Origin of the sequence: Stenotrophomonas sp. AB1(2024) (assembly GCF_037482345.1) — a bacterium.
GTDB lineage: Bacteria > Pseudomonadota > Gammaproteobacteria > Xanthomonadales > Xanthomonadaceae > Stenotrophomonas.
In genome coordinates this window covers 1,125,409-1,145,855 of the sequence record NZ_JBBHKO020000001.1, presented here as the reverse complement: position 1 = coordinate 1,145,855, position 20,447 = coordinate 1,125,409, and the positions used below count along the sequence as shown (strand labels likewise).

21 protein-coding genes are annotated in these 20,447 nt (G+C 62.6%); all 21 read left to right on the top strand.

The features are described 5' to 3' along the window. The first annotated feature begins 17 nt into the window (after window positions 1–17). Complete coding sequence (gene rplL, locus WIX41_RS05450; protein WP_339446101.1) at window positions 18–386, top strand: 50S ribosomal protein L7/L12; 369 nt, start codon at window positions 18–20, stop codon at window positions 384–386. 299 nt (window positions 387–685) lie between these two features. Next, window positions 686–4,840 carry a DNA-directed RNA polymerase subunit beta gene (rpoB, locus tag WIX41_RS05445; RefSeq protein WP_339446100.1) on the top strand — a complete coding sequence of 1,385 codons (4,155 nt, stop codon included), beginning with the start codon at window positions 686–688 and terminating at the stop codon, window positions 4,838–4,840. An 89-nt stretch (window positions 4,841–4,929) separates the two neighbouring features. After that, a complete protein-coding gene (rpoC, locus tag WIX41_RS05440) occupies window positions 4,930–9,168 on the top strand; it encodes a DNA-directed RNA polymerase subunit beta' (RefSeq protein WP_339446099.1) in 4,239 nt (1,412 codons plus the stop codon). Between the two features lie 298 nt (window positions 9,169–9,466). Continuing rightward, window positions 9,467–9,841 (top strand): 30S ribosomal protein S12, encoded by a 375-nt coding sequence (rpsL, locus tag WIX41_RS05435; protein WP_025879344.1) that lies wholly within the window; start codon window positions 9,467–9,469, stop codon window positions 9,839–9,841. 12 nt (window positions 9,842–9,853) lie between these two features. After that, the gene (rpsG, locus tag WIX41_RS05430) at window positions 9,854–10,321 is read left to right on the top strand and encodes a 30S ribosomal protein S7 (protein ID WP_068849450.1); all 468 of its coding nucleotides are present in this window, start codon (window positions 9,854–9,856) and stop codon (window positions 10,319–10,321) included. A 136-nt stretch (window positions 10,322–10,457) separates the two neighbouring features. Further along, window positions 10,458–12,599, top strand: a complete 2,142-nt coding sequence (gene fusA / locus WIX41_RS05425; protein WP_339446098.1) for an elongation factor G — start codon at window positions 10,458–10,460, stop codon at window positions 12,597–12,599. A 52-nt stretch (window positions 12,600–12,651) separates the two neighbouring features. Continuing rightward, complete coding sequence (tuf, locus tag WIX41_RS05420; RefSeq protein WP_339446097.1) at window positions 12,652–13,842, top strand: elongation factor Tu; 1,191 nt, start codon at window positions 12,652–12,654, stop codon at window positions 13,840–13,842. A 335-nt stretch (window positions 13,843–14,177) separates the two neighbouring features. Then, the gene (gene rpsJ, locus WIX41_RS05415; RefSeq protein ID WP_010341589.1) at window positions 14,178–14,489 is read left to right on the top strand and encodes a 30S ribosomal protein S10; all 312 of its coding nucleotides are present in this window, start codon (window positions 14,178–14,180) and stop codon (window positions 14,487–14,489) included. Between the two features lie 11 nt (window positions 14,490–14,500). Continuing rightward, window positions 14,501–15,151 (top strand): 50S ribosomal protein L3, encoded by a 651-nt coding sequence (gene rplC, locus WIX41_RS05410; RefSeq protein ID WP_214900299.1) that lies wholly within the window; start codon window positions 14,501–14,503, stop codon window positions 15,149–15,151. A gap of 12 nt (window positions 15,152–15,163) precedes the next feature. Further along, complete coding sequence (gene rplD / locus WIX41_RS05405) at window positions 15,164–15,769, top strand: 50S ribosomal protein L4 (protein WP_068849458.1); 606 nt, start codon at window positions 15,164–15,166, stop codon at window positions 15,767–15,769. Then, window positions 15,766–16,065 (top strand): 50S ribosomal protein L23, encoded by a 300-nt coding sequence (gene rplW / locus WIX41_RS05400; RefSeq protein ID WP_068854553.1) that lies wholly within the window; start codon window positions 15,766–15,768, stop codon window positions 16,063–16,065. Before rplD ends, rplW begins: the two co-directional genes overlap by 4 nt. 10 nt (window positions 16,066–16,075) lie before the next feature. Next, a complete protein-coding gene (gene rplB, locus WIX41_RS05395) occupies window positions 16,076–16,903 on the top strand; it encodes a 50S ribosomal protein L2 (protein ID WP_214900304.1) in 828 nt (275 codons plus the stop codon). Window positions 16,904–16,909: 6 nt separating this feature from the next. Then, window positions 16,910–17,179: a 30S ribosomal protein S19 gene (gene rpsS / locus WIX41_RS05390; RefSeq protein WP_017355409.1), complete on the top strand. Its 270-nt coding sequence runs from the start codon at window positions 16,910–16,912 to the stop codon at window positions 17,177–17,179. A gap of 12 nt (window positions 17,180–17,191) precedes the next feature. Next, window positions 17,192–17,527: a 50S ribosomal protein L22 gene (gene rplV, locus WIX41_RS05385; protein WP_017355410.1), complete on the top strand. Its 336-nt coding sequence runs from the start codon at window positions 17,192–17,194 to the stop codon at window positions 17,525–17,527. Window positions 17,528–17,544: 17 nt separating this feature from the next. Continuing rightward, complete coding sequence (gene rpsC / locus WIX41_RS05380; RefSeq protein ID WP_339446096.1) at window positions 17,545–18,279, top strand: 30S ribosomal protein S3; 735 nt, start codon at window positions 17,545–17,547, stop codon at window positions 18,277–18,279. Window positions 18,280–18,284: 5 nt separating this feature from the next. After that, window positions 18,285–18,698: a 50S ribosomal protein L16 gene (rplP, locus tag WIX41_RS05375; RefSeq protein ID WP_068849463.1), complete on the top strand. Its 414-nt coding sequence runs from the start codon at window positions 18,285–18,287 to the stop codon at window positions 18,696–18,698. Further along, on the top strand, window positions 18,698–18,883 hold the full coding sequence (rpmC, locus tag WIX41_RS05370) for a 50S ribosomal protein L29 (RefSeq protein ID WP_339446095.1): 186 nt from the start codon (window positions 18,698–18,700) through the stop codon (window positions 18,881–18,883). Before rplP ends, rpmC begins: the two co-directional genes overlap by 1 nt. Window positions 18,884–18,894: 11 nt before the next feature. Next, window positions 18,895–19,164 carry a 30S ribosomal protein S17 gene (gene rpsQ / locus WIX41_RS05365; protein WP_339446094.1) on the top strand — a complete coding sequence of 90 codons (270 nt, stop codon included), beginning with the start codon at window positions 18,895–18,897 and terminating at the stop codon, window positions 19,162–19,164. A 13-nt stretch (window positions 19,165–19,177) separates the two neighbouring features. Beyond that, window positions 19,178–19,546, top strand: a complete 369-nt coding sequence (rplN, locus tag WIX41_RS05360) for a 50S ribosomal protein L14 (protein ID WP_214900331.1) — start codon at window positions 19,178–19,180, stop codon at window positions 19,544–19,546. Window positions 19,547–19,562: 16 nt separating this feature from the next. Continuing rightward, window positions 19,563–19,880, top strand: a complete 318-nt coding sequence (gene rplX, locus WIX41_RS05355) for a 50S ribosomal protein L24 (RefSeq protein ID WP_017355416.1) — start codon at window positions 19,563–19,565, stop codon at window positions 19,878–19,880. Window positions 19,881–19,891: 11 nt separating this feature from the next. Continuing rightward, window positions 19,892–20,434 carry a 50S ribosomal protein L5 gene (gene rplE / locus WIX41_RS05350; RefSeq protein ID WP_339446093.1) on the top strand — a complete coding sequence of 181 codons (543 nt, stop codon included), beginning with the start codon at window positions 19,892–19,894 and terminating at the stop codon, window positions 20,432–20,434. Window positions 20,435–20,447 lie beyond the last annotated feature (13 nt).

Here is a 20,447-nt window from a genome sequence, read left to right as displayed (position 1 = left end):
ATTCAAAGGTAATCAAAATGTCCCTTACCAACGAACAGATCGTCGACGCCATCGCCGAGAAGTCCCTGATGGAAGTGATGGAGCTGGTCAAGGCCATCGAAGAGAAGTTTGGCGTTTCCGCCGCTGCTCCGGTCGCCGCTGCTGCTGCAGCTGGCCCGGCTGCCGCTGTTGAAGAGCAGACCGAATTCGACGTCATCCTGAAGTCGGCCGGCGACAAGAAGGTCGAAGTCATCAAGGCCGTCCGCGCCATCACCGGCCTGGGCCTGAAGGAAGCCAAGGACCTGGCAGAAGCCGGCGGCATGATCAAGGAAGGCGCTTCGAAGGACGACGCTGCCAAGTTCAAGAAGGACCTGGAAGCTGCTGGCGCGACTGTCGAAGTCAAGTAAGCAGCTCCTTGCCTCGCCATCGAATCACGGCGATGCAACCAAGGCTGGGGGCGTAAGCCCCCGGCCTTTGGTCGTTGTTGCGCTTGGGCCGAATGTTTGACCGGTCCATGCCAATTCGATCGGTAGCCCCGGCCGTTGGCCGGCTGCTTTACCGGCCCCAGGCCGGCGAGTTGGCAGTTGGAAGTAGCGGGAGAAGGCGTGCTGGTGCCGGCAATACCAGCGACTTCCAACTGACAATTTTCATGTTCCCTTCGGGCCACGCCTCCATGGCGGGGCCCGCACAGCCAAGGTGAGACCCCATGACGTCATATTCGTTCACCGAAAAAAAGCGTATCCGCAAGGATTTCGGCAAGCAGCGCTCGATCCTTGAAGTGCCGTTCCTGCTCGCCATCCAGGTGGATTCCTACCGCGAATTCCTGCAGGAAAACGTGGATCCGGCCAAGCGCCGTGATCTCGGCCTGCACGCGGCCCTGAAGTCGGTGTTCCCGATCGCCAGCTACAGCGGCAACGCTGCGCTGGAATACGTGGGTTACAAGCTGGGCGACCCGGTCTTCGACGAGCGCGAATGCCGCCAGCGCGGCATGAGCTACGGCGCGCCGCTGCGTGTGACCGTGCGCCTGGTGATCTACGACCGCGAGTCGTCCACCAAGGCCATCAAGTACGTGAAGGAGCAGGAGGTCTACCTCGGCGAAATCCCGCTGATGACCGACAACGGCACCTTCATCGTCAACGGCACCGAGCGCGTCATCGTCTCGCAGCTGCATCGTTCGCCGGGCGTGTTCTTCGACCACGACCGTGGCAAGACCCACAGCTCGGGCAAGCTGCTGTACAGCGCCCGCATCATCCCGTACCGCGGCTCCTGGCTGGACTTCGAGTTCGACCCGAAGGACGCGCTGTTCACCCGTATCGACCGTCGCCGCAAGCTGCCGGTGTCGATCCTGCTGCGTGCGCTGGGCTACACCAACGAAGAAATGCTGGCCGAGTTCTTCGAGATCAACACCTTCCACATCAATCCCGATGAGGGCGTGCAGCTCGAACTGGTCTCCGAGCGCCTGCGCGGCGAGACCCTGAACTTCGACCTGGCCGACGGCGACAAGGTCATCGTCGAAGCCGGCAAGCGCATCACCGCACGCCACGTCAAGCAGCTGGAAGCCTCGGGCATTGCCGCCCTGGCCGTGCCGGACGATTACATCGTCGGCCGCATTCTGTCCCACGACGTGGTCGACGCCAGCACCGGCGAACTGCTGGCCCAGGCCAACGACGAAATCACCGACGAGCAGCTGCAGGCCTTCCGCAAGGCCGGCGTGGATGCCGTGGGCACCCTGTGGGTGAACGATCTGGATCGTGGCCCGTACCTGTCCAACACCCTGCGCATCGATCCGACCAAGACCCAGCTTGAAGCGCTGGTCGAAATCTATCGCATGATGCGTCCGGGCGAGCCGCCGACCAAGGACGCCGCGCAGAACCTGTTCCACAACCTGTTCTTCACCTTCGAACGCTACGACCTGTCCACGGTCGGCCGCATGAAGTTCAACCGTCGTGTCGGCCGCAAGGAAGTCACCGGTGAAGCGGTGCTGTACGACCGCAAGTACTTCGGCGAGCGCAACGACGAAGAGTCCAAGCGCCTGGTCGCCGAGCACGGCGAAAGCTCCGACATCCTGGAAGTGATCAAGGTCCTGACCGAGATCCGCAACGGTCGCGGCGTGGTCGATGACATCGACCACCTGGGCAACCGTCGCGTGCGTTCGGTCGGCGAAATGGCCGAGAACGTGTTCCGCGTGGGCCTGGTCCGCGTCGAGCGCGCGGTCAAGGAGCGCCTGTCGATGGCCGAATCCGAAGGCCTGACCCCGCAGGAGCTGATCAACGCCAAGCCGGTTGCCGCTGCCATCAAGGAGTTCTTCGGCTCCTCGCAGCTGTCCCAGTTCATGGACCAGAACAACCCGCTGTCGGAAGTCACGCACAAGCGCCGCGTCTCGGCCCTGGGCCCGGGCGGCCTGACCCGTGAGCGCGCCGGCTTCGAAGTGCGCGACGTGCACCCGACCCATTACGGCCGCGTCTGCACCATCGAAACCCCGGAAGGCCCGAACATCGGCCTGATCAACTCGCTGGCCGTGTACGCCCGCACCAACCAGTACGGTTTCCTGGAAACCCCGTACCGCAAGGTGCACGACGGCAAGGTCTCCGACGAGATCGAGTTCCTGTCGGCCATCGAAGAAAACGAATACGTCATCGCCCAGGCCAATGCCCTGACCGACGCCAAGAGCATGCTCACCGAGCAGTTCGTGCCGTGCCGGTTCCAGGGTGAGTCGCTGTTGAAGCCGCCGGCGGAAGTCCACTTCATGGACGTCTCGCCGATGCAGACCGTGTCCATCGCCGCGGCGCTGGTTCCGTTCCTGGAGCACGATGACGCCAACCGTGCACTGATGGGCGCCAACATGCAGCGCCAGGCCGTGCCGACCCTGCGTGCGCAGAAGCCGCTGGTGGGTACCGGCATCGAACGCGCCGTGGCCCGTGACTCGGGTGTGACCGTGAACGCCCGTCGTGGTGGCGAGATCGTGCAGATCGACGCCGGCCGCATCGTGGTCAAGGTCAACGAAGTGGAAATCACCGACGCCAGCGATGCCGGCGTGGATATCTACAACCTGATCAAGTACACCCGTTCCAACCAGAACACCTGCATCAACCAGCGTCCGCTGGTGGAAGTGGGCAACGTGGTGGCGCGTGGCGACGTGCTGGCCGATGGTCCGTCCACCGACATCGGCGAACTGGCCCTGGGCCAGAACATGCTGATCGCCTTCATGCCGTGGAACGGCTACAACTTCGAAGACTCCATCCTGCTCTCCGAGCGCGTGGTCGAAGAGGATCGCTACACCACGATCCACATCGAAGAGCTGACCTGCGTTGCACGCGACACCAAGCTGGGGCCGGAGGAAATCTCGGCCGACATCCCGAACGTGTCCGAGCAGGCGCTGAACCGCCTGGATGAATCGGGCGTGGTGTACATCGGTGCCGAAGTGCGCGCCGGCGACATCATGGTCGGCAAGGTCACCCCGAAGGGCGAAAGCCAGCTGACCCCGGAAGAGAAGCTGCTGCGGGCGATCTTCGGCGAGAAGGCGTCCGACGTTAAGGACAGCTCGCTGCGCGTGCCGCCGGGCATGGACGGCACCGTCATCGACGTGCAGGTCTTCACCCGCGATGGCATCGAGAAGGACAAGCGTGCGCGCCAGATCGAGGAAAGCGAGATCAAGCGCGTCAAGAAGGACTTCGACGACCAGTTCCGCATCCTGGAAGGCGCCATCTACGCACGCCTGCGTTCGCAGATCGTGGGCAAGGTCGCCAACGGCGGTGCCAACCTGAAGAAGGGCGACACCATCACCGACGCCTACCTGGACGGCCTGAAGAAGGCTGACTGGTTCGTGCTGCGCATGAAGGATGACGACGCTTCCGAAGCCATCGAACGCGCCCAGAAGCAGATCCAGGCGCACGAGAAGGAATTCGAGCGTCGCTTCGCCGACAAGCGCGGCAAGATCACCGCCGGCGACGACCTTGCCCCGGGCGTGCTGAAGATGGTCAAGGTGTTCCTGGCCGTGAAGCGCCGCATCCAGCCGGGCGACAAGATGGCAGGCCGCCACGGCAACAAGGGTGTGGTCTCCAACGTGGTGCCGGTCGAGGACATGCCGTACATGGCCTCGGGCGAGACCGTGGACATCGTGCTGAACCCGCTGGGCGTGCCGTCGCGCATGAACATCGGCCAGATCCTGGAAGTGCATCTGGGCTGGGCCGCCAAGGGCCTGGGCCGCAAGATCCAGGGCATGCTCGAGGCACAGGCCGCGATCAGCGACCTGCGTAAATTCCTGGACGACGTGTACAACCACGACAAGACCCAGCACGCCAACCACGTCGACCTGACCCAGTTCAGCGACGAGGAGCTGCTGCGCCTGGCCGGCAACCTGACCGACGGCGTGCCGATGGCCACCCCGGTGTTCGACGGTGCCACCGAAGCGGAAATCAAGCACATGCTTGCCCTGGCTGACCTGCCGCTCAGCGGCCAGACCCAGCTGTATGACGGTCGTACCGGCGAAGCATTCGATCGCCACACCACCGTGGGCTACATGCACTACCTGAAGCTGAACCACCTGGTCGACGACAAGATGCACGCCCGTTCGACCGGCCCGTACTCGCTCGTCACCCAGCAGCCGCTGGGCGGCAAGGCGCAGTTCGGTGGTCAGCGCTTCGGTGAAATGGAAGTCTGGGCGCTGGAAGCCTACGGCGCGGCCTACACCCTGCAGGAAATGCTGACGGTGAAGTCCGATGACGTGCAGGGCCGCAACCAGATGTACAAGAACATCGTCGACGGTGAGCACGAGATGGTCGCGGGCATGCCGGAATCCTTCAACGTGTTGGTGAAGGAAATCCGCTCGCTGGCCATCAACATGGAACTGGAAGACAACTGATCGCGCAGGCGCGGCTGCCCCGGCAGCCGCGCCGCCGGAAGTGAATCGACAGCCCCATCGACAAGATTTCCTCCTTTCGGAGAAACACCATGAAAGACCTGCTCAACCTCTTCAACCAGCAGCGCCAGACGCTGGACTTCGACGCGATCAAGATCGCGCTGGCCTCGCCGGACCTGATCCGTTCGTGGTCCTTCGGCGAAGTGAAGAAGCCGGAAACCATCAACTACCGTACCTTCAAGCCGGAGCGTGACGGCCTGTTCTGCGCCGCCATCTTCGGGCCGGTCAAGGACTACGAGTGCCTGTGCGGCAAGTACAAGCGCATGAAGCACCGCGGCGTGGTCTGCGAAAAGTGCGGCACCGAAGTGACCCTGGCCAAGGTGCGCCGCGAGCGCATGGGCCACATCGACCTGGCCTCGCCGGTCGCGCACATCTGGTTCCTCAAGTCGCTGCCCTCGCGCATCGGCCTGATGCTGGACATGACCCTGCGTGACATCGAGCGCGTGCTGTACTTCGAAGCCTATGTGGTGACCGAGCCGGGCCTGACCGCCCTGGAGCGCCGCCAGCTGCTGACCGAAGAACAGTACCTGCAGGCACGCCAGGAGCACGGCGACGACTTCGATGCCGCCATGGGCGCCGAGGCCGTGTACGAGCTGCTGCGCACCATCGACCTGCAGTCGGAAATGACCCGCCTACGCGAAGAAATCGCCAGCACCGGTTCGGAAACCAAGCTCAAGCGTCTCACCAAGCGCATCAAGCTGGTCGAAGCCTTCCTGGAATCGGGCAACCGCCCGGAGTGGATGGTCATGACCGTGCTGCCGGTGCTGCCGCCGGACCTGCGCCCGCTGGTGCCGCTGGACGGTGGCCGCTTCGCGACCTCCGACCTGAACGACCTGTACCGCCGCGTCATCAACCGCAACAACCGCCTGCGCCGCCTGCTCGAGCTGAACGCGCCGGACATCATCGTGCGCAATGAAAAGCGCATGCTGCAGGAATCGGTCGATGCGCTGCTGGACAACGGCCGTCGTGGCCGTGCCATCACCGGCACCAACAAGCGCCCGCTGAAGTCGCTGGCCGACATGATCAAGGGCAAGCAGGGTCGCTTCCGCCAGAACCTGCTGGGCAAGCGCGTGGACTACTCGGGCCGTTCGGTCATCGTGGTCGGTCCGTACCTGCGCCTGCACCAGTGCGGCCTGCCGAAGAAGATGGCGCTCGAGCTGTTCAAGCCGTTCGTGTTCGCCAAGCTGCAGCGTCGTGGCCTGGCCACCACCATCAAGGCCGCCAAGAAGCTGGTCGAGCGCGAAGAAGCCGAAGTCTGGGACATCCTGGAAGAGGTCATCCGCGAACACCCGGTGATGCTGAACCGTGCGCCGACCCTGCACCGCCTGGGCATCCAGGCGTTCGAACCGGTGCTGATCGAAGGCAAGGCCATCCAGCTGCACCCGCTGGTCTGCACCGCGTTCAACGCCGACTTCGACGGTGACCAGATGGCCGTCCACGTGCCGCTCTCGCTGGAAGCCCAGCTGGAAGCGCGTGCGCTGATGATGTCCACCAACAACATCCTGTCGCCGGCCAACGGCGAGCCGATCATCGTGCCGTCGCAGGACGTGGTGCTGGGTCTGTACTACATGACCCGCGCCCTGGAAAACAAGAAGGGCGAGGGCATGGCCTTCGCCAACATCGCTGAAGTCAAGCGCGCCTACGACAACCGCGTGGTGGAACTGCACGCCAAGGTCAAGGTCCGCATCACCGAAGTGGTGACCGACGAGAACGGCGACAAGCAGAACAAGACCTCGATCGTGGACACCACGATCGGTCGCGCCCTGCTGGCCGAAATCCTGCCGGAAGGCCTGCCGTTCGCGCTGGCCAACACCGAGCTGACCAAGAAGAACATCAGCCGCCTGATCAACTCCAGCTACCGCCAGCTGGGCTTGAAGGACACGGTCGTGTTCGCCGACAAGCTGATGTACACCGGCTTTGCCTATGCAACCCGTGCCGGCGTGTCGATCGGTATCGACGACATGCTGATCCCGGACGAGAAGCGCGGCATCCTCACCGAGGCCGAAGCCGAAGTGCTGGAAATCCAGGAGCAGTACCAGTCGGGCCTGGTCACCGCCGGCGAGCGCTACAACAAGGTGGTCGACATCTGGTCGCGTACCAATGAACGCATCGCCAAGGCGATGATGGACACCATTGGTACCGAAAAGGTGGTCAACGCCAAGGGCGAAACCATCGACCAGAAGTCGATGAACTCGCTGTACATCATGGCCGACTCCGGTGCGCGTGGTTCGCAGGCGCAGATCCGCCAGCTGGCCGGCATGCGCGGCCTGATGGCCCGCCCGGATGGCTCGATCATCGAAACGCCCATCAAGGCGAACTTCCGTGAAGGCCTGAACGTGCAGGAGTACTTCAACTCCACCCACGGTGCCCGTAAGGGTCTGGCCGATACCGCGCTGAAGACCGCCAACTCGGGTTACCTGACCCGTCGTCTGGTCGACGTGGCGCAGGACGTGGTCATCACCGAAGTGGATTGCGGTACCACCGAAGGCCTGACCATGACCCCGATCGTGGAAGGCGGCGACGTCGTGGAGCCGTTGAAGGACCGCGTGCTGGGTCGTGTCGTGGCCGAGGACGTGTTCCTGCCGGGCAACGACGAAGATCCGATCGTGACCCGCAACACCCTGCTCGACGAAGCCTGGGTCGCCAAGCTGGAAGATGCCGGTGTGCAGAGCATCAAGGTGCGCTCGACGATCAGCTGCGAATCGGCGTTCGGCGTGTGCGGCCACTGCTACGGCCGCGATCTGGCCCGTGGCCACCTGGTCAACATCGGTGAAGCGGTCGGCGTCATCGCCGCCCAGTCGATCGGTGAGCCGGGTACCCAGCTGACCATGCGTACGTTCCACATCGGTGGTGCGGCATCGCGTGCGGCAGCGGTGGACAACATCACGGTCAAGACCACCGGTTCGGTGAAGTTCAACAACCTCAAGTCTGTCGAACACGCCAGCGGTTCGCTGGTGGCGGTGTCGCGTTCGGGTGAAATCTCGGTGCTCGATGCCCACGGCCGCGAGCGTGAGCGTTACAAGCTGCCGTACGGCTCGATGATCGCGTCCAAGGACGGCGATGCAGTGAAGGCTGGCCAGACCGTGGCCAACTGGGACCCGCATAACCACCCGATCGTGTCCGAAGTGGCCGGTTTCATCCGCTTCATCGACTTCATCGACGGCGTCACCGTCATCGAGAAGACCGACGAACTGACCGGCCTGGCCTCGCGCGAAATCACCGACCCGAAGCGTCGTGGCTCGCAGGCCAAGGAACTGCGTCCGATCGTGCGCATCGTGGATGCCAAGGGCAATGACCTGACCATCCCGAACACCGACCTGCCGGCCCAGTACCTGCTGCCGCCGCGTTCCATCGTCAACCTGCAGGACGGCGCGGCCGTCGGCGTGGGCGACGTGGTCGCCAAGATCCCGCAGGAAGCGTCCAAGACCCGCGACATTACCGGTGGTCTGCCGCGCGTGGCCGATCTGTTCGAAGCGCGCAAGCCGAAGGATCCGGCGATCCTGGCCGAGCGCTCGGGCATCATCAGCTTCGGCAAGGACACCAAGGGCAAGCAGCGCCTGATCATCAAGGACACCGATGGTTCGGAACACGAAGAGCTGATCCCGAAGTACCGCCAGGTGATCGTGTTCGAAGGCGAGCACGTGACCAAGGGCGAAACCATCGTGGACGGCGAGCCGAGCCCGCAGGACATCCTGCGCCTGCTGGGTGTCGAACCGCTGGCGGCCTACCTGGTCAAGGAAATCCAGGACGTGTACCGCCTGCAGGGCGTGAAGATCAACGACAAGCACATTGAAGTGATCACCCGCCAGATGCTGCGCAAGGTCGAAATCACCGACCAGGGCAGCAGCAAGTTCCTGAATGGCGAGCAGGCCGAGCGCCAGCGCGTCATCGAGGAAAATGCACGCCTGACCACCCGCAACGAGCTGATCGCCCGTTTCGACCCGGTCCTGCTGGGCATCACCAAGGCGTCGCTGGCCACCGAATCGTTCATTTCGGCGGCCTCGTTCCAGGAAACCACCCGCGTGCTGACCGAAGCTGCCGTCCGCGGCACCTCGGACAACCTGCGCGGCCTGAAGGAAAACGTCATCGTCGGTCGCCTGATCCCGGCTGGCACGGGCCTGGCGTACCACGCCAACCGCCGTCGCAACGCCTCCGGGCTGACCGAGTCGGAACTGCAGACCCTGTCCGGTGCGCCGGCCGTGGCTGACGTGGTCCCGGCAGCCCCGGTGGTGGTGGAATCGACCGAAGCCGAATCGGCCTCGGACGAATGATGAACCCGGTCCGGCCGCTTGGCTGGACCATCCTCGACGGTGGCGTAACCGCCACCGATGAGGTAGGATGCCGGCCGGTCCGCGAAAGGGGACCGGTTTGACAACCTGAACGGGGGGCATGGAGAAGGCTCCCCTGTAACGGCCCGGGATCAGGGCTGGCTTGGCGCGCGCGGTTGACTGCGTTTTCGCCAGGTTGCTACAATCGTCTGTCTCAGCAGGCTGGATTCCTTCGGCCTGCTCGCACATATCCGCATTCATGGCCCGTTTTTTGCCGGGCCTCTCTCAGAAGAACTTACTGATGGCGACGATCAATCAGCTTGTCCGCAAGCCGCGGCAGGCAACCACTTACAAGAGCGCCTCCCCGGCTCTTGAAAAGTGCCCCCAGCGCCGTGGCGTCTGCACGCGCGTGTACACCACCACCCCGAAGAAGCCGAACTCGGCGCTCCGCAAGGTTGCCAAGGTCCGCCTGACCAACCAGGAAGAGGTCATCAGCTACATCGGTGGCGAAGGCCACAACCTGCAGGAGCACTCCGTGGTCCTCATCCGCGGCGGTCGCGTCAAGGACCTGCCGGGTGTGCGTTACCACACCGTGCGTGGCTCGCTGGACGCCTCGGGCGTTGCCAAGCGTCGCCAGGGCCGTTCCAAGTACGGCGCCAAGCGTCCGAAGAGCTAAGGGAAAGTACACATGTCTCGTAAAGGTAATACGCCGCAGCGCTCTGTCCTGCCGGATCCGAAGCACGGAAGTGAAACCATCGCGCGCTTCATCAACATGGTGATGCTGAGCGGCAAGAAGTCGGTCGCTGAAAAGATCGTCTATGGCGCCATGGACGTGATCAGCGAAAAGAACCCGAATTCCATCGAGCTGGTGCAGAAAGCTCTGGACAACGTGGCTCCGTCGGTCGAAGTGAAGTCCCGCCGTGTCGGTGGTGCGACCTACCAGGTGCCGGTCGAAGTGCGTTCGTCGCGCAAGATGGCCCTGGCCATGCGCTGGCTGATCGACTCGGCCCGCAAGCGTGGTGAAAACACCATGCCGAAGAAGCTGGCTGCAGAACTGCTGGATGCCTCGGAAAATCGTGGTGGCGCCATCAAGAAGCGCGAAGAAACGCACCGCATGGCCGAAGCCAACAAGGCATTCGCCCACTACCGCTGGTGAGTTTGACGGCCTTGTAAAACAGGCACGGCAGCACCATCCAGGTGCTGCCTCGCGGCACCTGGGGTGTCGCGCCAATCCGAAGGCCGCCGAAAGGCGGCGTTCGGCCATCCGAATTCCAAGAAATTGAGAGGCTCCCGTGGCCCGCACCACTCCCATCGAGCGTTACCGCAACTTCGGCATCATGGCCCACATCGATGCCGGCAAGACCACCACGTCCGAGCGCATCCTGTTCTACACCGGCAAGAGCCACAAGATCGGTGAAGTGCACGACGGCGCCGCCACCATGGACTGGATGGAGCAGGAGCAGGAGCGTGGCATCACGATCCAGTCCGCTGCGACCACCGCGTTCTGGAAGGGCATGGACAAGTCCCTGCCGGAGCACCGCTTCAACATCATCGATACCCCCGGGCACGTCGACTTCACCATCGAAGTGGAGCGCTCGCTGCGCGTGCTCGACGGTGCGGTGTTCGTGCTGTGTGCCGTGGGTGGCGTGCAGCCGCAGTCCGAAACCGTGTGGCGCCAGGCCAACCGGTACAAGGTGCCGCGCATCGCGTTCGTCAACAAGATGGACCGCACCGGCGCCAACTTCACCAAGGTCGTTGGCCAGCTGAAGGCCAAGCTGGGCGCGACCGCCGTGCCGATGCAGCTGCCGATCGGCGCTGAAGAAGGCTTCAAGGGCGTGGTCGACCTGCTCAAGATGAAGGCCATCCACTGGGATGAAGCCTCGCAGGGCATGAAGTTCGAGTACCTGGAGATCCCGGCCGACATGCAGGCGGAGGCTGAAGAGGCCCGCACCTACATGATCGAAGCTGCGGCTGAAGCCAACGAAGAGTTGATGGAAAAGTACCTGGGCGGCGAAGAGCTGACCGAAGCCGAGATCGTGTCGGCCCTGCGTGCGCGCACGCTGGCCACTGATATCGTGCCGATGTACTGCGGTTCGGCGTTCAAGAACAAGGGCGTGCAGGCCATGCTGGACGGCGTGGTGCAGCTGCTGCCGTCGCCGATCGACGTGCCGGACGTGACCGGTACCGACGTTGATGACGAGACTGTCGCGCTGAGCCGCAAGTCCGACGACAAGGCGCCGTTCTCGGCGCTGGCCTTCAAGATCATCACCGACCCGTTCGTGGGTGCGCTGACCTTCTTCCGTGTCTATTCGGGCACGCTCAATGCCGGCGACCAGCTGCTGAACTCGGTCAAGGGCAAGAAGGAGCGCATCGGCCGCATCCTGCAGATGCACTCCAACGATCGCGAAGAGATCAAGGAAGTGCTGGCCGGTGACATCGCCGCGGCCGTGGGCCTGAAGGACACCACCACCGGTGACACCCTGTGCTCGCAGGAGCACCCGATCATCCTGGAGCGCATGGTGTTCCCGGAGCCGGTCATCTCGATGGCCGTCGAACCGAAGACCAAGTCCGACCAGGAAAAGATGGGCCTGGCCCTCGGTCGCCTGGCCCAGGAAGATCCGTCGTTCCGCGTCAAGACCGACGAAGAGTCCGGCCAGACCATCATCTCCGGCATGGGCGAGCTGCACCTGGACATCATCGTTGACCGCATGAAGCGCGAGTTCAACGTTGAAGCCAACGTCGGCAAGCCGCAGGTGGCCTACCGCGAAACCATCCAGCTGGCCGACGTCAAGTCGGATTACAAGCACGCCAAGCAGTCCGGTGGTAAGGGTCAGTACGGTCACGTCGTGATCGAGCTGTCGCCGATCACCGCTGAAGACCGTGCCGATCCGAAGATCGCCCCGAACATCAAGGACGATTTCCTGTTCGTCAACGACATCACCGGTGGCGTGATTCCGAAGGAATTCATCCCGTCGATCGAAAAGGGCCTGCGCGAAACCATCACCAGCGGTCCGCTGGCTGGCTTCCCGGTCGTGGACGTGAAGGTGAAGCTGGTGTTCGGCTCGTACCATGACGTCGACTCCTCGGAAATGGCGTTCAAGCTGGCCTCGTCGATGGCCTTCAAGCAGGGCTTCGCCAAGGCCAAGCCGGTACTGCTGGAGCCGATCATGAAGGTCGAGATCGTGACCCCGGAGGATTACCAGGGTGACGTGATGGGCGACGTCAGCCGTCGTCGTGGCGTGCTGCAGGGTTCGAGCACCACTGGTGACGGTTCGGCCAGCATCATCAACGCGATGATCCCGCTGGGCGAAATGTTCGGTTACGCCACCTCGCTGCGTTCGCAGACCCAGGGTCGCGCAACGTTCACGATGGAATTCGACCACTACGAGCCGGCGCCGAACAACATCGCCGAAACCGTGATCAAGAAGGCCTGAGCATAAGCTCGGGTCCTCATCTCCCTCTTTCTGATATCCAAGGTATACAACAATGGCAAAGGGTAAGTTCGAGCGCACCAAGCCGCACGTCAACGTCGGCACCATCGGTCACGTCGACCATGGCAAGACCACGCTGACCGCCGCACTGACCAAGATCGGTGCCGATCGTTTCGGTGGCGAATTCAAGGGCTATGACGCCATTGACGCCGCACCGGAAGAAAAGGCGCGTGGCATCACGATCTCGACCGCGCACGTCGAATACGAATCCGCCAACCGTCACTATGCCCACGTGGATTGCCCGGGCCATGCTGACTACGTCAAGAACATGATCACCGGTGCTGCCCAGATGGATGGCGCGATCCTGGTCTGTTCGGCTGCTGACGGCCCGATGCCGCAGACCCGCGAGCACATCCTGCTGTCGCGTCAGGTCGGCGTGCCGTACATCGTCGTGTTCCTGAACAAGGCCGACATGGTGGACGATGCCGAGCTGCTGGAACTGGTCGAAATGGAAGTCCGCGAGCTGCTGAGCAAGTACGACTTCCCGGGCGACGACACCCCGATCATCGCCGGTTCGGCCCGTCTGGCGCTGGAAGGCGACCAGAGCGACATCGGCGTGCCGGCCGTGATCAAGCTGGTCGATGCCCTCGACAGCTGGATCCCGACCCCGGAGCGTGACGTCGACAAGGCGTTCCTGATGCCGGTGGAAGACGTGTTCTCGATCTCGGGCCGCGGCACCGTGGTGACCGGTCGTATCGAGCGCGGCGTGATCAAGGTCGGCGAAGAAATTGAAATCGTCGGCATCCGTCCGGTCCAGAAGACCACCGTGACCGGCGTGGAAATGTTCCGCAAGCTGCTCGACCAGGGTCAGGCAGGCGACAACGCCGGTCTGCTGCTGCGCGGCACCAAGCGTGACGACGTCGAGCGTGGCCAGGTCCTGGCCAAGCCGGGTTCGATCAAGCCGCACACCCAGTTCGACTCCGAAGTCTACGTCCTGTCCAAGGACGAAGGCGGCCGTCACACCCCGTTCTTCAAGGGCTACCGCCCGCAGTTCTACTTCCGTACCACCGACATCACCGGTGCGGTTGAGCTGCCGGAAGGCGTGGAAATGGTCATGCCGGGCGACAACGTGAAGATGGTTGTCACGCTGATCAACCCGGTCGCCATGGACGAAGGCCTGCGCTTCGCGATTCGCGAAGGCGGCCGTACCGTCGGCGCCGGCGTGGTCTCCAAGATCATCGCGTAATCTGCTAGACTCTGCGCCCCGATGTTGCCTGGGTAGGGCATCGGGGTTGCAACACAAACGGGAAAAGAGGCGCAGGACGCACCTCGTGTTCCCCAGACCAGGAAGGGTCGCGCCATTCAGGCAGTGTCAACAGGTCCCCTGTTGACTGCCGCGTTGTATGCGCGCTATACTTTTTGTCTGGGCAGATCGGGAGACCGGTCTGCCTCGATTTTTGAGGTCTATGGAAAGATCTTGTCGCCGCGCAGGAATGTGCGGCGTCCGCATTCAGGATATTCATGGGACAAGGCAACCCAGAGGCCTTGTCCGTCGCTCTTTTAACGAAGGAACCTACCGCCATGGCGGACCAAAAGATCCGGATTCGGTTGAAGGCGTTCGATCATCGTTTGATCGACCGTTCGGCCAGCGAGATCGTTGAAACGGCAAAGCGGACCGGCGCGCAAGTGCGTGGCCCGATCCCGCTGCCGACCAAGATCGAGCGCTACACCATTCTCGTCTCGCCGCACGTCGACAAGGACGCGCGTGACCAGTACGAGACCCGCACGCACAAGCGCGTGCTCGACATCGTCGACCCCAACGACAAGACCGTGGACGCGCTGATGAAGCTCGAACTGGCTGCCGGCGTCGACGTTCAGATCAAGCTGACCTGAGGACTACGACCATGACGAAGAAATATTCGTTGGGCTTCGTGGGCCGCAAGGCTGGCATGAGCCGCGTGTTCACCGAAGATGGCCAGGCCATCCCGGTGACCCTGATTGAAGCTACCCCGAACCGCATCGCGCAGATCAAGACCGTCGAAGCTGACGGCTACAGCGCCGTGCAGGTGACCGTCGGCGCGCGTCGCGCTGCCCTGGTCAACAAGCCGGAATCCGGCCACTTCGCCAAGGCGAAGGTGGAAGCCGGTCGTGGCCTGTGGGAATTCCGCGTTGAAGACGCGCAGCTCGGCGATTTCGCCGTTGGCGGCGAAGTCAAGGCGGACATCTTTGAAGTTGGCCAGAAGGTCGACGTCCAGGGTGTCACCAAGGGTAAGGGCTTCCAGGGCACCATCAAGCGCTACAACTTCCGTATGGGCGATGCAACCCACGGTAACTCGCTGTCGCATCGCGCGCCGGGTTCGCTGGGTCAGCGCCAGACCCCGGGTCGCGTTTTCCCGGGCAAGAAGATGTCGGGCCACATGGGTGCCGTGCAGCAGAGCACGCAGAACCTGGAAGTTGTCAAGGTCGACGTCGAGCGCGGTCTGATCGCGATTCGTGGCGCCGTGCCTGGCGCTGCGGGTGGTGACGTGATCGTGCGTCCGGCTAGCAAGGCATAAGGAGAGATGACGATGGAACTCGTTATCACGGGTAGCAACAACAAGGTCTCGGTCTCCGATGCCGTGTTCGGTCGCGATTTCAGCGAAGATCTGGTCCACCAGGTCGTCGTCGCCTATCGCAACGCCGGCCGCGCCGGCACCAAGGCACAGAAGACTCGCTCTGAAGTGGCTGGTACCACCAAGAAGTCGAAGAAGCAGAAGGGCGGCGGTGCGCGTCATGGCGCGCTGACGGCTCCGATCTTCGTCGGCGGTGGTGTCACCTTCGCGGCCAAGCCGCGCAGCTTCGAGCAGAAGGTCAACCGCAAGCAGTACCGTGCCGCCATGTGCGCGATCCTGTCCGAGCTGAACCGTCAGGGCCGTCTGACCATCGTGGAGTCCTTCGACGTCGAAGCGACCAGCACGAAGGCTCTGATCGCCAAGCTGGCCGGCCTGGAAGTGGGCAAGCGCCCGCTGATCGTCACCGAGGAAGCCACCGAACACCTGTACCTGTCGGCCCGCAACATTCCCTACGTGGAAGTGCGTGACGTGCAGGGCCTGGACCCGGTGTCGCTGGTCGGTGCCGACACGGTCGTCATCACCGCTGACGCGGTCAAGAAGGTCGAGGAGTGGCTGGCATGAACAGCAACGAAAAAATCTTCAGCGTGCTGCGTGCTCCGCGAGTCTCCGAAAAGACCGCGCGCCTGCAGGAACATTCCAACCAGTATGTCTTCGAGATCTCGAACGAAGCGACCAAGGCCGACGTGAAGGCCGCGGTAGAGCAGTTGTTCGACGTCAAGGTCGAAGCGGTCAACGTGCTGAACGTGAAGGGCAAGAACAAGTCCTTCCGTAACCGCACCGGCCGCCGCGGCGATTGGCGCAAGGCGTACGTGCGTCTCGCCGATGGCCAGTCCATCGATGTAACGGCCAAGGCCTGAGGTACATCCCATGCCATTGATGAAATTCAAGCCCACTTCCCCCGGCCGCCGTTCGGCCGTGCGCGTGGTTACGCCCGATCTGCACAAGGGCGCACCGCACGCAGCGTTGCTGGAGCCGAAGAGCAATACCGGTGGTCGTAACCACCACGGTCGCATCACCACCCGTCACGTGGGCGGTGGTCACAAGCAGCATTACCGTCTGATTGACTTCAAGCGCAACAAGGAAGGCATTCCGGCGCGCGTGGAACGCATCGAATACGATCCGAACCGCACCGCCCATATCGCCCTGCTGTGCTACGTCGACGGCGAGCGCCGCTACATCATCGCACCGAAGGGCCTGAAGGCCGGTGACCAGGTGATCGCGGGTTCGGATGCGCCGATCAAGACCGGCAACACCCTGCCGCTGCGCAACATCCCGGTTGGTACCACCATCCACGGCATCGAACTGAAGCCGGGCAAGGGTGCCCAGATCGCGCGTGCCGCCGGCGCTGCCGTGCAGCTCGTCGCTCGTGAAGGCGTCTTCGCCACCCTGCGCCTGCGCTCGGGTGAAATGCGCAAGGTGCCGGTCGAGTGCCGCGCAACCATCGGTGAAGTCGGCAACGACGAACACAACCTGGAAAAGCTGGGCAAGGCTGGCGCCAAGCGCTGGCGCGGTGTCCGCCCGACCGTTCGTGGTGCTGCCATGAACCCGGTTGACCACCCGCACGGTGGTGGTGAGGCGAAGGCCGGCCAGGGTAATCCGCACCCGGTCACCCCGTGGGGTGTTCCGACCAAGGGTTACAAGACGCGCAAGAACAAGCGCACCCAGCAATTCATCGTCCGCGATCGTAGGGGCTAATCGACCATGGCACGTTCACTCAAGAAGGGCCCGTTCGTCGATCACCACCTCGTCAAGAAGGTGGAGGCCGCTGCGGGTAGCAAGAAGCCGATCAAGACCTGGTCGCGCCGTTCGATGATCCTGCCGGAAATGGTAGGCATCACCATCGCCGTTCATAACGGCAAGAACCACGTTCCGGTGCTCGTCAACGAGAACATGGTCGGCCACAAGCTCGGCGAATTTGCCATCACCCGGACCTTCAAGGGTCACGGTGGTGACAAGAAGTCGGGCAAGTAAGGAGAGATGACAATGGAAGCGAAAGCAATCCTGCGCTCCGCGCGCATCTCTGCGCAGAAAGCCCGCCTGGTCGCTGACCAGGTGCGCGGCCTGCCGGCCGAGCGTGCGGTAAACCTGCTGAAGTTCTCGGACAAGAAGGCTGCCCACCTGATCAAGAAGGTGGTGGAGTCGGCTATTGCAAATGCCGAAAACAACCAGGGCGCCGACGTCGACGAGCTGAAGGTTCAGACCATCATGGTAGATGAAGGTCCGACCCTGAAGCGTTTCATGGCGCGGGCGAAAGGCCGCGGCACCCGCATCCTCAAGCGCACCAGCCACATCACTGTGGTTGTGGGCGCCGGCAAGTAAGCGGAAAGGAAAACACCATGGGTCATAAAGTTCATCCGATTGGTATCCGCCTCGGCATCTCCAAGGACTGGAACTCCAAGTGGTACGCCAACAAGGGCGAGTTCGCTGGTTATCTGGCGGCCGACCTGAAGGTGCGGGAAATGCTGCGCAAGAAGCTCGCGCAGGCCGGCATCAGCAAGATCCTCATCGAACGTCCGGCGAAGACCGCCCGCGTGACGATCCACACCGCCCGTCCGGGCGTGGTGATCGGCAAGCGTGGTGAGGACATCGAGAAGCTGCGCAAGGAAGTGAGCGAGATGATGGGCGTTCCGGCGCACATCAACGTCACCGAAGTGCGCAAGCCCGAGCTGGACGCACAGCTGGTTGCCGAGTCGATCGCGCAGCAGCTGGAGCGTCGCATCATGTTCCGCCGCGCCATGAAGCGCTCGGTCGGCAACGCGATGCGCCTCGGTGCCCTGGGCATCAAGGTCAACGTCGGTGGTCGCTTGAACGGTGCTGAAATCGCCCGTTCGGAGTGGTACCGCGAAGGCCGCGTGCCGCTGCATACGCTGCGTGCCGACATCGACTATGGCTTCGCTGAAGCCAAGACGACCTACGGCATCATCGGCATCAAGGTCTGGATCTACAAGGGCGAGGTTTTCGATTTCTCCCAGGTTGGCCAGGAAAAGCAGGACGACACCCCGTCGCGCAACGATCGTAATGATCGCGGCGACCGCGGTGACCGTCAGCGCCCGGCCCGTGAAGCGAGGTAACGACAATGTTGCAACCCAAGCGAACCAAGTACCGCAAGGTACACAAGGGCCGTAACGATGGCCTGAGCTGGAGCGCCAACGCTGTCAGCTTCGGTGAGTACGGCCTGAAGGCAACCGCCCACGGTCAGCTGACCGCGCGTCAGATCGAAGCGGCCCGCCGCTCGATCAGCCGCTACGTCAAGCGCGGTGGCAAGATGTGGATCCGAGTGTTCCCCGACAAGCCGATCACCAAGAAGCCCATCGAAGTCCGAATGGGTTCTGGTAAGGGCAACGTGGAGTACTGGGTAGCCCAGATCCAGCCCGGCCGCATGATCTATGAAATTGAAGGTGTGGGTGAAGACGTGGCACGCGAGGCGTTCCGCCTGGCAGCTGCCAAGCTCTCCGTGACCACCACTTTCGTGACCCGGACGGTGATGTGATGGATATCAAACAACTTCGCGAAAAGTCGGCTGACGATCTGAAGACCCACCTGACCGATCTGCGTAAGGAGCAGTTCTCGCTCCGTATGCAGCAGGTCACCGGGCAGCTGCCGAAGACTCACGAAACCCGCCGGGTCCGCCGCGAGATTGCTCGCGTCAAGACCCTGCTCGGCAGCAACAAGTAAGGATGGCCGCGATGAGCGACAATACTGAAAACAAGACGCTGCGCACGGTCCAAGGCCGTGTCGTCAGCAACAAGATGGACAAGACGGTCACCGTGCTGGTGGAACGCCTGGTCAAGCATGCTCTGTACGGCAAGTACCTGAAGCGTTCGACCAAGCTCCACGCGCATGATGCCGACAACGCCTGCAATGAAGGCGACGTCGTGCTGGTGACCGAGATTGCTCCGATGTCCAAGACCAAGAACTGGCGCGTGGTGGAAGTCCTCACGCGTGCGGCTCAATAAGGAGATCTGAATCATGATCCAGATGCAGAGCTACCTCGAGGTCGCGGACAATTCCGGTGCCAAGGAAGTGATGTGCATCAAGGTGCTGGGCGGCTCCAAGCGTCGCTACGCGCACATCGGTGACATCATCAAGGTCACCGTGAAGGATGCAATTCCGCGCGGCAAGGTCAAGAAGGGTGAAGTGTTCGACGCCGTCGTGGTGCGTACCCGCAAGGGTGTGCGCCGCGCCGATGGCTCGCTGATCCGTTTCGACGCCAACGCCGCTGTCCTGCTCAACAACAAGCAGGAGCCGATCGGCACCCGCATCTTCGGACCGGTGACGCGTGAACTTCGCAACGAGAAGTTCATGAAGATCGTCTCGCTCGCTCCCGAAGTGCTGTGAGCGACAGGAGATAATCATGGCTAACCGTATCAAGAAGGGCGACCAGGTCGTCGTCAACACCGGCAAGGACAAGGGCAAGCAGGGCGAAGTCGTCCGCGTCGACGGCGATCGTGTGATCGTCGCCAACGTGAACATCGTCAAGCGCCACACCAAGCCGAACCCGCAGGCAGGCGTTGCCGGCGGCGTGGTCGAGCGTGAAGCGTCGATCCATATCTCCAACGTGAATGTGCTCAACCCGGCTTCGGGCAAGGGCGAGCGCGTTGGCTTCAAGGTGCTGGAGGATGGACGCAAACTGCGTGTGTTCCGCTCCAGCGGTGAGGCGCTCGACGCCTGAGGAATGAGAAGATGAGTTCCCGTCTCGAAAAGTTCTACCAGGAAGAAGTGGTGCCGGCGCTGATGAAGCAGTTCGGCTACACCAATCCGATGCAGGTCCCGAAGCTGGTCAAGGTCACCCTGAACATGGGTGTCGGCGAAGCGGCGACCAACAAGAAGATCCTGGAAAATGCCGTCGCCGACATGGCCAAGCTCTCCGGCCAGAAGCCGATCGTGACCAAGTCCCGCGTTTCGGTGGCTTCGTTCAAGATCCGCGATGGTTGGCCGATCGGCTGCAAGACCACGCTGCGTCGTGCCAAGATGTATGAGTTCCTGGACCGCCTGATCAACATCTCGCTGCCGCGCGTGCGCGACTTCCGTGGTGTTTCGGGTCGTTCCTTCGACGGTCGTGGCAACTTCAACATGGGTGTGAAGGAGCAGATCATCTTCCCGGAAATCGACTTCGACGCTGTCGACGCGATCCGCGGCATGGATATCGCCATCACCACCACCGCCAAGACCGATGCGGAAGCGAAGGCGCTGCTTGCAGCGTTCAAGTTCCCGTTCCGTAACTGATACGTCGAGGAAT

Excerpts from the sequence above, each read along its gene's own strand:
- tuf (WP_339446097.1), top strand. The coding sequence starts at position 12,652 with ATGGCAAAGGGTAAGTTCGAGCGCACCAAGCCGCACGTCAACGTCGGC.
- rplV (WP_017355410.1), top strand. The coding sequence starts at position 17,192 with ATGGAAGCGAAAGCAATCCTGCGCTCCGCGCGCATCTCTGCGCAGAAA.
- rpoC (WP_339446099.1), top strand. The coding sequence starts at position 4,930 with ATGAAAGACCTGCTCAACCTCTTCAACCAGCAGCGCCAGACGCTGGAC.
- rpsL (WP_025879344.1), top strand. The coding sequence starts at position 9,467 with ATGGCGACGATCAATCAGCTTGTCCGCAAGCCGCGGCAGGCAACCACT.
- rpsC (WP_339446096.1), top strand. The coding sequence starts at position 17,545 with ATGGGTCATAAAGTTCATCCGATTGGTATCCGCCTCGGCATCTCCAAG.
- rplL (WP_339446101.1), top strand. The coding sequence starts at position 18 with ATGTCCCTTACCAACGAACAGATCGTCGACGCCATCGCCGAGAAGTCC.
- rplD (WP_068849458.1), top strand. The coding sequence starts at position 15,164 with ATGGAACTCGTTATCACGGGTAGCAACAACAAGGTCTCGGTCTCCGAT.
- rplP (WP_068849463.1), top strand. The coding sequence starts at position 18,285 with ATGTTGCAACCCAAGCGAACCAAGTACCGCAAGGTACACAAGGGCCGT.
- rplX (WP_017355416.1), top strand. The coding sequence starts at position 19,563 with ATGGCTAACCGTATCAAGAAGGGCGACCAGGTCGTCGTCAACACCGGC.
- rpsJ (WP_010341589.1), top strand. The coding sequence starts at position 14,178 with ATGGCGGACCAAAAGATCCGGATTCGGTTGAAGGCGTTCGATCATCGT.
- rplE (WP_339446093.1), top strand. The coding sequence starts at position 19,892 with ATGAGTTCCCGTCTCGAAAAGTTCTACCAGGAAGAAGTGGTGCCGGCG.
- rplW (WP_068854553.1), top strand. The coding sequence starts at position 15,766 with ATGAACAGCAACGAAAAAATCTTCAGCGTGCTGCGTGCTCCGCGAGTC.
- rplB (WP_214900304.1), top strand. The coding sequence starts at position 16,076 with ATGCCATTGATGAAATTCAAGCCCACTTCCCCCGGCCGCCGTTCGGCC.
- rpsS (WP_017355409.1), top strand. The coding sequence starts at position 16,910 with ATGGCACGTTCACTCAAGAAGGGCCCGTTCGTCGATCACCACCTCGTC.
- rpmC (WP_339446095.1), top strand. The coding sequence starts at position 18,698 with ATGGATATCAAACAACTTCGCGAAAAGTCGGCTGACGATCTGAAGACC.
- rplN (WP_214900331.1), top strand. The coding sequence starts at position 19,178 with ATGATCCAGATGCAGAGCTACCTCGAGGTCGCGGACAATTCCGGTGCC.
- rplC (WP_214900299.1), top strand. The coding sequence starts at position 14,501 with ATGACGAAGAAATATTCGTTGGGCTTCGTGGGCCGCAAGGCTGGCATG.
- rpoB (WP_339446100.1), top strand. The coding sequence starts at position 686 with ATGACGTCATATTCGTTCACCGAAAAAAAGCGTATCCGCAAGGATTTC.
- rpsQ (WP_339446094.1), top strand. The coding sequence starts at position 18,895 with ATGAGCGACAATACTGAAAACAAGACGCTGCGCACGGTCCAAGGCCGT.
- rpsG (WP_068849450.1), top strand. The coding sequence starts at position 9,854 with ATGTCTCGTAAAGGTAATACGCCGCAGCGCTCTGTCCTGCCGGATCCG.